This window comes from Paracoccus sp. (in: a-proteobacteria) (assembly GCF_032007265.1).
Taxonomy (GTDB): Bacteria; Pseudomonadota; Alphaproteobacteria; order Rhodobacterales; family Rhodobacteraceae; genus Paracoccus.
Genome location: NZ_DALZMB010000015.1, coordinates 1 through 12,683 on the forward strand (window position 1 = coordinate 1; position 12,683 = coordinate 12,683).

12 protein-coding genes and 1 tRNA gene are annotated in these 12,683 nt (G+C 58.0%); 9 read left to right on the forward strand and 4 right to left on the reverse strand.

The window, feature by feature from the left end:
- On the reverse strand, positions 1-883 hold an 883-nt coding region (locus RTS12_RS05020), incomplete at its 3' end, for a 3-deoxy-7-phosphoheptulonate synthase (protein ID WP_312526103.1).
- A 156-nt stretch (positions 884-1,039) separates the two neighbouring features.
- Here RTS12_RS05020 and RTS12_RS05025 point away from each other — a divergent pair.
- The 6 genes from RTS12_RS05025 to RTS12_RS05050 all read left to right on the forward strand — a co-directional run bounded on the left by RTS12_RS05025 (position 1,040) and on the right by RTS12_RS05050 (position 7,407).
- Positions 1,040-2,032 carry a GlxA family transcriptional regulator gene (locus tag RTS12_RS05025; protein ID WP_312526194.1) on the forward strand — a complete coding sequence of 331 codons (993 nt, stop codon included), beginning with the start codon at positions 1,040-1,042 and terminating at the stop codon, positions 2,030-2,032.
- 164 nt (positions 2,033-2,196) lie between these two features.
- Positions 2,197-3,381, forward strand: coding sequence for an ABC transporter substrate-binding protein (locus RTS12_RS05030; RefSeq protein ID WP_312526105.1), 1,185 nt, complete (start codon positions 2,197-2,199; stop codon positions 3,379-3,381).
- Positions 3,382-3,478: 97 nt separating this feature from the next.
- The gene (locus tag RTS12_RS05035; protein ID WP_312526107.1) at positions 3,479-4,339 is read left to right on the forward strand and encodes an ABC transporter ATP-binding protein; all 861 of its coding nucleotides are present in this window, start codon (positions 3,479-3,481) and stop codon (positions 4,337-4,339) included.
- Entirely contained in the window at positions 4,336-5,046 is a 711-nt protein-coding gene (locus RTS12_RS05040; protein ID WP_312526109.1) for an ABC transporter ATP-binding protein, read from the forward strand. The genes RTS12_RS05035 and RTS12_RS05040 overlap by 4 nt, the downstream gene beginning before the upstream one ends.
- 3 nt (positions 5,047-5,049) lie before the next feature.
- Positions 5,050-6,057 (forward strand): branched-chain amino acid ABC transporter permease, encoded by a 1,008-nt coding sequence (locus RTS12_RS05045; protein WP_312526111.1) that lies wholly within the window; start codon positions 5,050-5,052, stop codon positions 6,055-6,057.
- A 9-nt stretch (positions 6,058-6,066) separates the two neighbouring features.
- Positions 6,067-7,407: a branched-chain amino acid ABC transporter permease gene (locus RTS12_RS05050; RefSeq protein ID WP_312526113.1), complete on the forward strand. Its 1,341-nt coding sequence runs from the start codon at positions 6,067-6,069 to the stop codon at positions 7,405-7,407.
- A gap of 134 nt (positions 7,408-7,541) precedes the next feature.
- Here RTS12_RS05050 and purN read toward each other — a convergent pair whose 3' ends face one another.
- Positions 7,542-8,138, reverse strand: coding sequence for a phosphoribosylglycinamide formyltransferase (gene purN / locus RTS12_RS05055; RefSeq protein ID WP_312526115.1), 597 nt, complete (start codon positions 8,136-8,138; stop codon positions 7,542-7,544).
- Entirely contained in the window at positions 8,135-9,181 is a 1,047-nt protein-coding gene (gene purM / locus RTS12_RS05060; protein WP_312526116.1) for a phosphoribosylformylglycinamidine cyclo-ligase, read from the reverse strand. The genes purN and purM overlap by 4 nt, the downstream gene beginning before the upstream one ends.
- 184 nt (positions 9,182-9,365) lie before the next feature.
- Between purM and RTS12_RS05065 the strand changes: the two genes are divergently transcribed.
- The 3 genes from RTS12_RS05065 to RTS12_RS05075 all read left to right on the forward strand — a co-directional run bounded on the left by RTS12_RS05065 (position 9,366) and on the right by RTS12_RS05075 (position 10,439).
- Positions 9,366-9,441, forward strand: a tRNA-Ile gene (locus RTS12_RS05065).
- A gap of 382 nt (positions 9,442-9,823) precedes the next feature.
- Positions 9,824-10,186 carry a hypothetical protein gene (locus RTS12_RS05070; RefSeq protein WP_312526117.1) on the forward strand — a complete coding sequence of 121 codons (363 nt, stop codon included), beginning with the start codon at positions 9,824-9,826 and terminating at the stop codon, positions 10,184-10,186.
- A gap of 64 nt (positions 10,187-10,250) precedes the next feature.
- Positions 10,251-10,439 carry a hypothetical protein gene (locus RTS12_RS05075; RefSeq protein WP_312526119.1) on the forward strand — a complete coding sequence of 63 codons (189 nt, stop codon included), beginning with the start codon at positions 10,251-10,253 and terminating at the stop codon, positions 10,437-10,439.
- 123 nt (positions 10,440-10,562) lie between these two features.
- Here RTS12_RS05075 and RTS12_RS05080 read toward each other — a convergent pair whose 3' ends face one another.
- On the reverse strand, positions 10,563-11,780 hold the full coding sequence (locus RTS12_RS05080) for a glycosyltransferase (RefSeq protein WP_312526121.1): 1,218 nt from the start codon (positions 11,778-11,780) through the stop codon (positions 10,563-10,565).
- Between the last annotated feature and the right edge of the window lie 903 nt (positions 11,781-12,683).

Below are 12,683 nucleotides of genomic sequence, written 5' to 3' on the forward strand. Positions count from 1 at the left end.
TTTGAACGCCGCGGCAGAATTCGACATGCGCGCCATCAACCTGACGCGTACGGTCGCCAATCCAGATCATGTGACCCGAACCTGCCACCGGAAGACCGGTGGTGGAATCGATCCGTGCCAGTGCTTCTTCATATTCCAAAAGCAGCGCTTCGTGGCTGGTGTAGAACTCGACCTGCGCGAGTTCATGGGCAGTTTCTCCGGTGACGCCCGCCGCAGCCATGAATGCCATCGCATCAGAGATACGATCCGCAATATCGCGGTAGCGCGCAGCCTCGTCGCCGCCGGTGAAGTCCGAGATCCAGCTTTGCACGCGATGGATATCGGCATAGCCGCCGGTCGAAAACGCGCGCAGCAGGTTCAACGAGGCCGCAGCCTGCGTGTAAGCCGCCAACATACGCTGGGGATCGGGAATGCGGGCATCAGCGGTGAAGTCAAAGCCGTTGATGATGTCGCCGCGATAGCTGGGCAGCTCAACATCGCCAATTTTTTCCATCGGCGCCGAGCGCGGCTTGGCGAATTGGCCAGCCATACGGCCAACCTTGATCACAGGAAGCTGTGCGCCCCAGGTCAGAACAACCGCCATCTGCAACATCACCTTGAAGGTGTCGCGGATATTGTCGGCCGAGAATTCACTGAAGCTTTCGGCGCAATCGCCGCCCTGCAACAGGAAGGCACGCCCTTGGGCGACATCAGCCAAATGTGCGCGAAGGCGACGCGCCTCGCCCGCAAAAACCAAAGGCGGATATTTCGCAAGCTGAGCCTCGACACCCGCAAGTGCGGCGGCATCGGGATAATCAGGCATCTGGACGCGCGGGCGGTAACGCCAGCCACGCTTGTCCCAGGCCTGAGTTGCGGTCGCGGTGTGACGCGTAGTATCTGCCATGGTCTGGTCCTTCATGTTCAGCCCCGAATATATAGAGGCCCAGACTCGAAAGGGAAAGCCTAAGGGAGGGACTTGCGCCTGCACCGAAGGGCTGATGTTCTTCAGACATTCGTTTCAGGGCCAAAGACCATGTCCGACCAAGCTATCTCCCCTCAAATGGCACCAGCCCCCCGCGCCTATGCCGCCCCCGAGCGGGTCCAGCGCTATTTGTTCTTGTTGCTGGACCGCTTCACCCTGATTTCCTTTGCTGCCGCGATCGAGCCCCTGCGCCTGGCCAATCGTATCTCGGGTCGTCAGCTTTACAGTTGGCGCCTTCTTGGCCCCGAGGGGACCGAGGCCGTCTGCTCGAACGGCAGCCGCATTGCGCTGGATGGCGGGTTAGAGGAAACGCAGCGCGAGGATACCATTCTTGTATGCGGAGGCATCGATGTCCGGCGGGCCACAACGCGCCCGATTCTGGGCTGGCTGCGCCGCGCCGCGCGTCAGGGTGCGCGCCTTGGCGCGCTATGCACCGGGGCGCGCGCCTTGGCCGAGGCCGGTCTTCTGGACGGTCGCCGGGCGACCATTCACTGGGAAAATCAGGATGGCTTTGCCGAGGATTTTCCCGATGTGAACCTGATCCGCTCGGTTTTCGTCGAGGATGGCCCTTTTCTGACCGCAGCCGGCGGCACTGCTGCCATTGATCTGATGTTGCGCCAGATTGCGCGCGATCAGGGGGCGGATCTGGCGGCACGCGTGGCGGACCAGATGATCCACACCGCAATCAGAACCGAGGGCGATCAGCAACGCCTGTCCATCCCCTCTCGGATCGGCGTGCGCCACCCTAAACTGGCCGCGATCGCCGCCCGAATGGAGGCAAATCTGGAAGACCCGGTCAGCCCCGTGCAGCTGGCCAATGATGCTGGGATTTCACCGCGCCAGATGGAGCGTCTGTTCGGGCGCTACCTTGGTCGCTCGCCCAAACGCTATTACATGGATATCCGGCTGGAGCGGGCAAGAAACCTGCTGCTGCAAACCGAAATGACCGTCATCGAGATTGCGCTGGCTTGCGGTTTCAACAGCGTTTCGCATTTCGCCAAATGCTATCGCGCGGCCTTTGGCAGCACACCCCATCGTCAGCGCAGCCTGCAAGCACTGCCGGTGCGTTAGGCTGGGACATGCCGCCCTGACGGGCCGTCCCGATCAAGTGGCGGCCGTGCTTGCCGCAAGGGCAAGCGAAAAGTCCAATATAACCCCCATGTCATGACGCTTTTCTTTTGATCAAAGCGCTTATAGCCTGAAATTCGGATAACATTCCGAACAGGGAGATCGACATGAAAAAACTGCTTCTCGCATCTGTCGCCAGCGTCATGGTTGCGGGCGTGGCCTCGGCCGAGGACATCAAGCTTGGTGTATCCTTTGGCTTTACCGGCCCGCTGGAATCGATGTCGCCCAACATGCTGAAAAGCGTCGAGGCGGCCGCCAAAGAGGTTTCAGACAGCGGCAAACTGCTGGATGGCTCGACCGTCAGCATTGTTCAGGCCGATAGCACCTGTACCGATGCCGCAGCGGCCGTGGCCGCAGTCGAGCGGCTGGTGACGGCCGATGGCGTCAAGGGCATCATCGGCGGCATGTGCTCGGGCGAGACCATCGCTTCGTTGGAAAAAGTCGGCGTGCCCAATGGCATGGTCATGATCTCTCCTTCCGCGACCTCGCCCGCACTGACCGATATCGACGACAAGGGCTTTTTCTTCCGCACCTCGCCCTCTGACGCACGTCAGGGTGATGTGATGGCGGATATCACGCTGGAACATGGCATCAAATCGGTCGCCGTGACCTATACCAACAACGACTATGGCAAAGGTCTGGCCGATAGTTTCGTCAAAGCCTACGAGGGCAAGGGCGGCAAGGTCACGATGAACGCCGCACATGATGACGGCAAAGCCGACTATTCGGCCGAGGTCGCCGCACTGGCCGCAGCGGGCGGCGATGCGCTGGTTGTGGCAGGCTACGTCGATCAGGGTGGCTCTGGCATCGTGCAGGGCGCGCTTGATTCGGGTGCCTTCAGCACCTTCGTATTCCCCGATGGCATGATCTCGCAGGTTCTGGTCGATAAATTCGGCAACCAGCTTGAAACCTCTTTCGGTCAGAACCCGTCGGCTGATGGCGAAGGCCATGACAAGTTCGATGCCATCGCCAAGGCTGGTGGCTTTGACGGCACTTCGGCCTTTGCGGGCGAATCCTATGACGCCGCGGCCATGATTTTGCTGGCGATGGAAGCAGCAAAATCATCCGATCCCAAAGTCTATAAAGACAAGATCATGGAGATTGCCAACGCTCCGGGTGAGAAGATCTATCCCGGTGAGCTGGCCAAGGGCCTAGAGCTGCTCGCGGCAGGCACCGATATCGATTACGTCGGCGCGACTTCGGTCGAGATGCTGGAGCCGGGTGAAACCGCTGGCGTCTACCGCGAAGTAGACTTCAAAGGCGGCAAGATGAACGTCATCAAGTTCCGCTGATTGTATCAAAAAGGCCCGGTTCATATCGGGCCTTTTTTCAATAAGACCAATGCGCTGATAAGATAACCTCGCAAAAAAGCGGGGACTGGGGAGTAACATGATCCAGGTCCATGACCTGCATAAGCATTTTGGGGGATTCCGCGCAGTTCAAGGCACAAGTCTAACGATCGAGACCGGCTCGATCACCGGACTGATCGGCCCGAACGGCGCAGGAAAGTCCACCCTTTTCAACGTGATTGCTGGCGTTCTTAAGCCGACCTCGGGTCGTGTGATCATGGATGGTGAGGATATCACCGGGCTGCCTCCGCATGAGTTGTTCCATAAAGGCCTGCTGCGGACCTTTCAGCTGGCCCATGAGTTTGCCTCGATGACAGTGCGCGAAAACCTGATGATGGTCCCCGGCGGACAGACGGGTGAAACCCTGTGGAACGCCTGGTTCCAGCGCGGCAAGATCCGCGACGAGGAACGCGCATTGCGCCAAAAGGCCGATGAGGTTTTGGACTTTCTGACCATCTCACATGTTGCGGATGAAAAGGCGGGCAACCTGTCGGGCGGTCAAAAGAAGCTGTTGGAACTGGGTCGCACCATGATGGTGGACGCAAGGATCGTCTTTCTGGACGAGGTCGGCGCAGGTGTGAACCGCACCCTTTTGGGGACGATCGGTGATGCCATCGTGCGCCTGAACCGCGAACGCGGCTATACGTTCTGCGTCATCGAACACGATATGGATTTTATCGGACGCCTTTGCGACCCCGTGATCGTCATGGCCGAGGGCAAGGTTCTGGCACAGGGCTCGGCACAGCATATCATGGAAAACGAGGCCGTGATTGAAGCCTATCTTGGCACCGGCCTGAAAAACAAAGTCACCTCGGAAATCGAACACGAGCGCGTGCAGAACGAAAGCCACGGCGCACAGCCGGGCCTTGGCGATCAAAGTGGAACGGGGGATCAGCCATGAGCCTACCCTATCTTTCCGCAACCAATATGCGCGGCGGCTATGGCAAGGCCGATATTCTGAACGATTGCACCATTACCGTCGAAAAGGGCCAGATTGCCGTCATCGTCGGCCCCAACGGCGCAGGCAAATCGACCGCGATGAAGGCGGTCTTTGGCATGTTGTCGCTGCGCGAAGGCACGGTCTTGCTGGATGGCGAGGATATCACCGCGCTTTCTCCCCAAGAGCGGGTGCATAAGGGCATGGGTTTTGTGCCCCAGACGCATAATATTTTTCCCTCGATGACGGTCGAGGAAAACCTTGAAATGGGCGCCTTTATCCGCAGCGACGATTATCGTGCCACGCTGGCACAGGTTTACGAGCTGTTCCCGGCGGTGGCTGACAAACGCCGCCAGAATGCCGGAGAGCTGTCTGGTGGTCAGCGCCAACAGGTGGCCGTCGGGCGTGCCTTGATGACGCGCCCCTCGCTTTTGATGCTGGATGAGCCGACTGCGGGCGTATCCCCCATCGTCATGGACGAGCTGTTCGACCGCATCATCGAAATCTCGCGCAGTGGAATTTCGATCCTGATGGTCGAGCAGAACGCACGCCAGGCGCTTGAAATCGCTGATATTGGCTATGTCCTTGTGCAAGGCTGCAATCGCTATACGGACACAGGCAAAGCCCTCATGGCTGATCCGGACGTGCGCCGGACCTTTTTGGGGGGCTAAGGCATGGATATTCTCAACGCCCTGGTGGTGGTCCTTAATTTCGTCGTCATTCCTGCCGCAGCCTATGGCGCGCAGCTGGCCCTTGGCGCACTTGGCGTCACCCTGATCTATGGGATCTTGCGGTTTTCCAACTTCGCCCATGGCGACACGATGGCCTTTGGCACGGCGCTTTGCATTCTGGTGACCTGGGGGTTGATGGCGCTTGGCGTCTCGATCTATCCCCTGCCCGTTGCCCTGCTGGCCTTGCCGGTCGCAATCGTGCTGACGGGGCTGCTTTGCATCGGCACTGACCGCTTGGTCTATCGCTTTTATCGCCGCAAACGCGCGGCGCCGATCATCATGGTCATGGCCTCGGTCGGGGTGATGTTCGTGATGAATGGGTTAACGCGCATCGTGATCGGCGTCGGCGAGATCCGCTTTGACGACGGCGCGCGATTTGTCATCGATGTCGCGACATTCAAGCGCCTGACCGGGCTGCAAGAGGGGTTGGCGCTGCGTTCTAGCCAGGTCATCACATTGGTGGTGACGGCAATTGCCTGTATCGCGCTGTTCCGCTTCCTGAACAGGACCAAATCGGGCAAGGCCATGCGCGCCTATTCCGACAATGAAGATCTGGCCCTGCTGTCGGGCATTGATCCCGAGCGCGTGGTGCGCCTGACCTGGCTGATTGCCGCGGCGCTGGCCACAACCGCAGGCGTGCTTTACGGGCTGGATAAAAGCTTCAAGGCTTTCAACTATTTCCAGTTCCTTTTGCCGATCTTTGCTGCGGCTATTGTTGGAGGGCTGGGCAATCCGCTTGGTGCTTTGGCGGGGGGATTCATCATCGCGTTTTCCGAGGTGGGGGTGACCTATCTGTGGACCAAGGTTGCGGGATATCTGTTCCCCTACTGGCACCCCGAGGGGATGCTTCAGCTGCTATCGACCGAATATAAAGTGGCGGTCAGCTTTGTAATCCTGATCGTCGTCTTGCTGATACGGCCCACGGGGCTGTTTCGCGGCAAATCCTTCTGAGGGGAAGTCATGTCCAATACTCGTCAAGCTGACACGACCTCTGGCTGGCGCGCTCCATTGCTTTTTGCAGTCGTGGCGCTGCTGTTCATCCTGGAAGGGACAACAAGGAACGCGGTATTCTCAGGAAGCTGGAACTCTGCGCTGACCATTCTGAACATGGGCCTGATCTCGGCGGTCATGGCTTTGGGCATCAACCTGCAATGGGGCTATGCCGGGCTGTTCAATGCCGGTGTCGTCGGTTTCGTCGCAATTGGCGGGCTGGCGCCCGTATTGATCGCGACCAAGCCGATTGACGGGGCCTGGCAGGCCGGAGGCTGGGGGCTGGTCGCAGCCTTTGCCACTGGGATTGTGGCAATTTATCTGGCGGTCCAGGCTTGGAAGCGCCTGCCCAAGCCCTGGAATCTTTGGGTGATGATCGCCGTCCTGATCGCGGGCTTCATGCTATATCGCGGCTTTTTCGACCCCGCCGTCATTGCCATCGAGGCCAATAACTCGGCCTCGGCCGGCAATATCGGCGGATTGGGGCTGCCCGTGCTTCTGTCCTGGCCGGTTGGCGCGCTGTTTGCGGCGATCGCCGCCTGGGGGGTGGGAAAAGTCGCACTGGGGCTGCGCTCGGATTATCTGGCGATTGCAACGCTTGGAATTGGCGAGATCATTGTCGCGGTCATGCGCAATGAGGAATGGCTGGCGCGCGGGGTCAAGAATATGTCGGGCATTCCCCGCCCTGTTCCCTATGAGATCGACCTGCAGGCCAGCGCCACTTTCGTCGAGCGCGCTTCGGCGCTTGGCATGGATCCGGCAACGGCCTCGGGCCTTTGGGTCAAGCTGCTGTACACCGGTCTGTTCACGCTGGTCTTGCTGGCCATCATCGCTTTGGCGCAGCTGGCGCTGAATTCGCCCTGGGGGCGGATGATGCGCGCCATTCGCGATAATGAAACCGCAGCTGAGGCCATGGGAAAGGATGTCACGCGCCGTCATCTGCAGATCTTTGTCATCGGATCGGCCGTGATCGGCCTGGCAGGTGCGATGATGATCACGCAGGACGGGCTCATGAGCCCGGGCGGATATGCCCCGCTGCGCTATACGTTTCTGATCTGGGTGATGGTGATCGTCGGGGGCTCGGGCAACAACTGGGGCGCAGTTTTGGGCGGAGTTCTGATCTGGTTTTTATGGATCAAAGCCGAGGTCTGGGGGCCGAAGCTGATGGAAACCCTGACCTTCCTTCTGCCTGATGGTGAATTGCGCAGCCATTTGATCGACAGTGCGCCGCATGTGCGCTTTATCGCCATGGGGCTGGTGCTTTTGCTGGTGTTGCGCTTTGCCCCGCGCGGGCTGCTGCCAGAAAAGTAAAAATCGGTGCGGGGCCTGATCATGGATCGCTGGCCCTGCATCCGATAGCCCCCACGACACCCGGATCAAAGTGCAGCCATGTTACGGGGGCGCTGCCCCCGCACCCCCGGGATATTTTCACATGGAAGAGTGAGTTATTGGGCTGACAGCATGACGGGGCTTCGCTCACCTGATGCAAAGCGCCGCAAAACCTGTGGATATAGGCGGTGCTCTTGGGTAAGCACCCGTCTTGCGAGGCTTGCGGCATCGTCATCGGGCAAAATCCGCACGTGAGCCTGCCCCAGAATTGGCCCCGCATCCAGTTCCGGCGTGACGAGATGCACGGTCGCGCCAGCAAGGCTGTCGCCGGCCGCGATTGCACGCTCATGGGTATGCAGGCCCGGGTATTTTGGTAGCAATGAAGGATGGATGTTCAGCATCCGATCGTTGAATTTGCTGACAAAATCCGGCGTCAGGATTCGCATGAACCCAGCAAGGCAAAGAATGTCCGGTTGCACCCGATCAAGATGTTCAAGCAGGGCAGCCTCGAAGCTTTGCCGATCGCCTTTGAAGCTGCGATGATCAACCGCAAACGTATCAACACCAAGGGCCGCGGCCTTGGCGAGGCCAGATGCGCCGGGGTCATTTGAGCCCACCAGAACCGCCCGGGCCGGGTGGTCGCCAATCATGGATTCGATGAGGCGGACCATATTTGATCCGCCCCCCGAAATGAGAATGGCGACGCGTTTCACCGAAGCTTGCCCGAATAGCGCACGCCCTCGCCCGGGACGACGGTGCCAAGGCGGGCGGTGGTTTCGCCGGCCTCTTTCAGCACCTCTTCGATGGCTTCTGCGCGGTCAGCTGCGACGGCCAGCACCATGCCGATGCCAGAGTTGAAGGTTTTGAGCATTTCGGCATCGCTGATTTCGCCGGTTTGAGCCAGCCAGTCGAATACGGCCGGCAAGGTCCAGCTGTTCAGATCGATCTCGGCGCCAAGGCCTTTGGGCAGCACGCGAGGCAGGTTTTCAGTCAGGCCGCCCCCGGTGATATGGGCTGCGGCATGCACGCCCTTTGCACGGATCGCCTGCAAGACAGGACGCACGTAAAGGCGCGTGGGTACAAGCAATGCCTGTCCGACTGTGCCGCTGGCAAAGGGTGCCGCGTCATTCCAGTCGAGCCCTGCCTTTTCAACAACCCGGCGCACCAAGGAAAAGCCGTTCGAATGAACGCCATCCGACATGAGGCCAATCAGAATATCGCCATCGCTGACATCGCGCGGCAGCGTTTGCCCGCGCTCGAGTGCACCGACCGCAAAACCTGCCAGATCGAAGTCACCGCCATGATACATGCCCGGCATTTCAGCCGTCTCGCCGCCGATCAACGCAGCCCCCGAGCGGCGGCAACCTTCGGCGATGCCATTGATCACACGTGCGGCCTCATCGACCGAAAGCTTTCCGGTGGCAAAATAGTCAAGGAAGAACAAAGGCTCGGCACCCTGACACACCAGGTCATTGACGCACATGGCGACCAGATCGATGCCGACGGTGTCAAGCTCTTGCGTGTCGATGGCGATGCGCAGCTTGGTCCCTACCCCGTCGGTTGCCGCGACCAGGATCGGATCCTGATAGCCCGCAGCGCGAAGATCAAAAAGTGCACCGAACCCACCCAACGCATCCATGACGCCGGGGCGCTTGGTGGCGGCGGCTGCCGGTTTGATCTTTTCGACCAATGCATTCCCAGCGTCGATATCGACCCCAGCTTCGGCATAGGACATGCCAGTTTTGACTTCGCTCATGTTTCGGCCCCCGAATTCACCCACCCTTCCGATAGCCGAACCCCCGCGATCAGGCAATGCGCAGGGCGGAAAGTTGATGCATCTAGGCGGCGCATCTGCAAAAAATGACAGGCGATGCAGGTGGTTCGGGATCGCGACTTGACCAAAGCGTCACTCTGCGCATATCCATGTGGCGTAGCGGTAGGGGCCTGTAGCTCAATGGTCAGAGCAGGGCGCTCATAACGCCTTGGTTGGGGGTTCGAGTCCCTCCGGGCCTACCATTAACCATTGGTTATAAAAACAATTCAATACGCTAAACCCATTGTGGACCACGTCAGCAGTGAGCATGGTCCACAATCGTTGCTTGAGGTGCAGACCGCATCTGCAAGATCTGGCTGTGTCTGGTCTTTCTGACCCCGATCATAATGGTTGCCAGCCCCATGGGGCGAGGTTTCGGCCCTTTCGGGGGTGCAATTGCCACAAGCGTAAACGCGGCATCCAGCGAAAGCCCCCGTTCAGATCGTCGGCTTTCGCGTATATCACCGCGACATCGATCACCCGCAATGTGCTTGCCAAGGCCTTCACTGTTAGGGTCTGTCCCGGCTATGATCAAATGCCGCAAATGGTTGACACCATGGGGACACAATCCCTAGTGCAGGCCATATGAGCCCGACGCGCCCCGAGATCAGTTCCAGCCCATCAACTTCGGTCAGCCTATGGGTTGCCGTGCTGCTGGCCTTTCTGCTCGCTCTGACGCCCGGGCCCAAGCACGACGGCGCGACGGGTCATGCTGATCAGCTTTATCAGATTTCCAGCGCGGTCGTTTCGCTAAACAACCGTCAGATCACCGGCCGCAACGATGCGGTCAGCACTCAACCGCTGGCCTCTCCCTCGCCCGCGCAAGATCTGCAGATTGGCCCCTCGCGACGCGACTTCAGCTTTGCCAGCTTCCTAGCTGTGCTGCTGCGCCATCACGATGGACCCTTCCTACGCCCGCAATCACGCGCGCCCCCAAAGGCTTCCTAACTCGGTCTTTATCGCTGCGACCGACGAGGTCGCGGCAGATTTCACGATCTTAGGAAGACATTTTATGTACAATGAACAACCTACTGCGGAGCTTCCTCCGCTGGTGATTGATGCTGACCCGGCTGTCACCAAGTCCGAGCCGCCGCCCTTACCCCAGGCAAACACCTCTCGCAAAGTAATCGCCTTGAACTGGCTCATCTTTACGATTGGCATGATCGTTGTCATGTTCGGTGGCAATTGGTTGCTGGGCTAAGCGATCTGAAAAACGCTATTGCTCGCGATCAAAGATTTGCGAGCAATAGGCCATGCTGACAAACCCTCAGTCGTAACTCAAAACCAGAAACGCACGGATATTTTCATATCTCGACGGCCTATATCACAATGCCTTGGGGTCGATCCTGCGCGTTCTGACTGCCCGTTTTTCTTTGACTGCCGAGAAAACCTCATCCAACGCTGTTGCAAAGGAATAGTCGGGATCTAGAAAACGACGCCCGGCGCCTGTGCAGGCACGAATATGGCCGGCAAGCGCAGCCATATCATGCGAAAGATTAGAAATAGCATCCGCATACCCCTGGATGTCATCAGCCTTCACCATCACGGCGGCCTCACCGACATAAGAAACGGCGGGACACATGTCCGACGCAATTACAGGCCGATGCGCCAAGACTGATTCCACGATGACTTGATTAAATCCCTCGACAAAATCACTGCGGGTTGGAACAATCGTCGCCTGACATTGCGTCATAACTGCACGTAGCCGATCGCGATCGCACCAACCGTGAAACAAGAAGTATTTCTCCAGATTTTGATCCGAAACCTTTTTGCGCATTCGATCAAGTGCCGAACCCTCGCCACAGATCTGGAACCGAAAATCTGTGTTACGGGCGCGCAATAGATTAGCGATAAAGACCAGGTCGAAAACGCCCTTATTCTCTTCGATCCGGCCAATAAACATGATGTCAAGCCGGCTTGGATCAAACGCAGGTGGCGGGATGTCTGCATAATGTTCTGGATAGTAAAGGGGAAGAAACTCCAGAACGGGCGGCATTTTACCCTTGGTTAAGGCGGCAACCTGTTCGGTGATGACATCGGATGCACTCAGAACCGAAATTTCGCCAGAAGAGTAGGCTTTGGCAAAGCCCTTTAAGCGCAACCGCTGCAGAAAACTTGGCTTGCGGCCGTCAATCCATAAGCGTGTATGCAAAGATTGCACAATACGCACGCCGCGTTGAAGCAAAGCCTGATAATGAGATGGGTTACTATCTTCGGAGATAATCAAAACATCGGCGTTGAAATCAATCGCATCTCTAATGTTTTGCAACGCCTTCGCCGCAATGCTACGGTGGTAAGAGATCCCAGATTTTCCCCGTGAAAGATCTGCTCGAGGAACAATTTTGACGTTCCCGTGCCTCTGTTCTTCGCCACCCTCGTGACTGCAAGTGATCATCAACGCCGCACCGCGACGGGCGCATGCCTCTAGCATTTGACCAGAATAGGCAACGTGCGAGTTCACAAGGTCGCGCTCTTGGTCCTGCCACCTTTGAAATGTCTCGAAGGCGTTACCCGGACCCGCGTTATACAGAACTCTGAGCATTCCGCTCCCTATCGAAGATTTTGATCGTCTCGAGAAGCTCGACAGGCGCCCGCCTCTGCGCAAAAGTAAAGATGATATTTGTTTTAATTTCAGCCATTTAGCTGAAAAATCTCGTCCATCGCGCCATCAGTCAACCTGAGATTGCAAATCTATATTGCGCTGGCGTTGTTAGCAACCACGATCCCGGTCCCCAAAGGTAGGAGAGCTGTTGGATCTTAGGTTTTTGTTTATGCTCTGCCTCGCCTAGGTCAGCGTCATGCCCACAGCGGTTCACATTGAATAGCACCACGTTTTTTAGACGTCTTCACGGCTCTTCACCCGATCAGCCATTCGTAATCAGCGGGTCGCAGCAAACCATTTCTCGCATACTTGTGGTTCCAGTTGTCGAACATCTCAATGCAATCGAACATTCGTGCTACGCATCTTCGCACAACTAGCAAGTCCTGCGCCTGATCCGTTCACGCTTGAGCAGGTAAAGAAAGCGTTCGGCAACCGTGATTTGGGAGTGCACATTATCCGCCGAATCATTCGCTTAGCCGCGCTTGCCAGCTCAAACTCGCGACAGGTGCCAGGGCGGGCTGGCGAATGCTCACGCATTTTGTGTGCAAGAACGCAGACTAGTACATGCTGGAGAATGAGCTGCTCTGCCCCGAATGCCCAACACCTAGCCTATAAGGCTAACACCTCAGGACACCCATCGGCAGAGCCCCCAGAACGTCACCCGTGATCTGCCGGCTTGCATTGACTAGCCAGTTACACACCGGGAATAAAGGTCTCTGGCTTTATGATAGAAGTCCAAGCCGGTCCGTCCTCCCCCCTCTCGCCAGCGGGCTTAGGTGACCCGCTCAGTTTCGGCAGGGCCGAGGGCGTTAAAGCGGTGCATGGGTGCGATGAGGGTGTGGG

Excerpts from the sequence above, each read along its gene's own strand:
- RTS12_RS05025 (WP_312526194.1), top strand. The coding sequence starts at position 1,040 with ATGGCACCAGCCCCCCGCGCCTATGCCGCCCCCGAGCGGGTCCAGCGC.
- RTS12_RS05030 (WP_312526105.1), top strand. The coding sequence starts at position 2,197 with ATGAAAAAACTGCTTCTCGCATCTGTCGCCAGCGTCATGGTTGCGGGC.
- RTS12_RS05035 (WP_312526107.1), top strand. The coding sequence starts at position 3,479 with ATGATCCAGGTCCATGACCTGCATAAGCATTTTGGGGGATTCCGCGCA.
- RTS12_RS05040 (WP_312526109.1), top strand. The coding sequence starts at position 4,336 with ATGAGCCTACCCTATCTTTCCGCAACCAATATGCGCGGCGGCTATGGC.
- RTS12_RS05045 (WP_312526111.1), top strand. The coding sequence starts at position 5,050 with ATGGATATTCTCAACGCCCTGGTGGTGGTCCTTAATTTCGTCGTCATT.
- RTS12_RS05050 (WP_312526113.1), top strand. The coding sequence starts at position 6,067 with ATGTCCAATACTCGTCAAGCTGACACGACCTCTGGCTGGCGCGCTCCA.
- purM (WP_312526116.1), bottom strand. The coding sequence starts at position 9,181 with ATGAGCGAAGTCAAAACTGGCATGTCCTATGCCGAAGCTGGGGTCGAT.
- RTS12_RS05070 (WP_312526117.1), top strand. The coding sequence starts at position 9,824 with ATGAGCCCGACGCGCCCCGAGATCAGTTCCAGCCCATCAACTTCGGTC.
- RTS12_RS05075 (WP_312526119.1), top strand. The coding sequence starts at position 10,251 with ATGTACAATGAACAACCTACTGCGGAGCTTCCTCCGCTGGTGATTGAT.
- RTS12_RS05080 (WP_312526121.1), bottom strand. The coding sequence starts at position 11,780 with ATGCTCAGAGTTCTGTATAACGCGGGTCCGGGTAACGCCTTCGAGACA.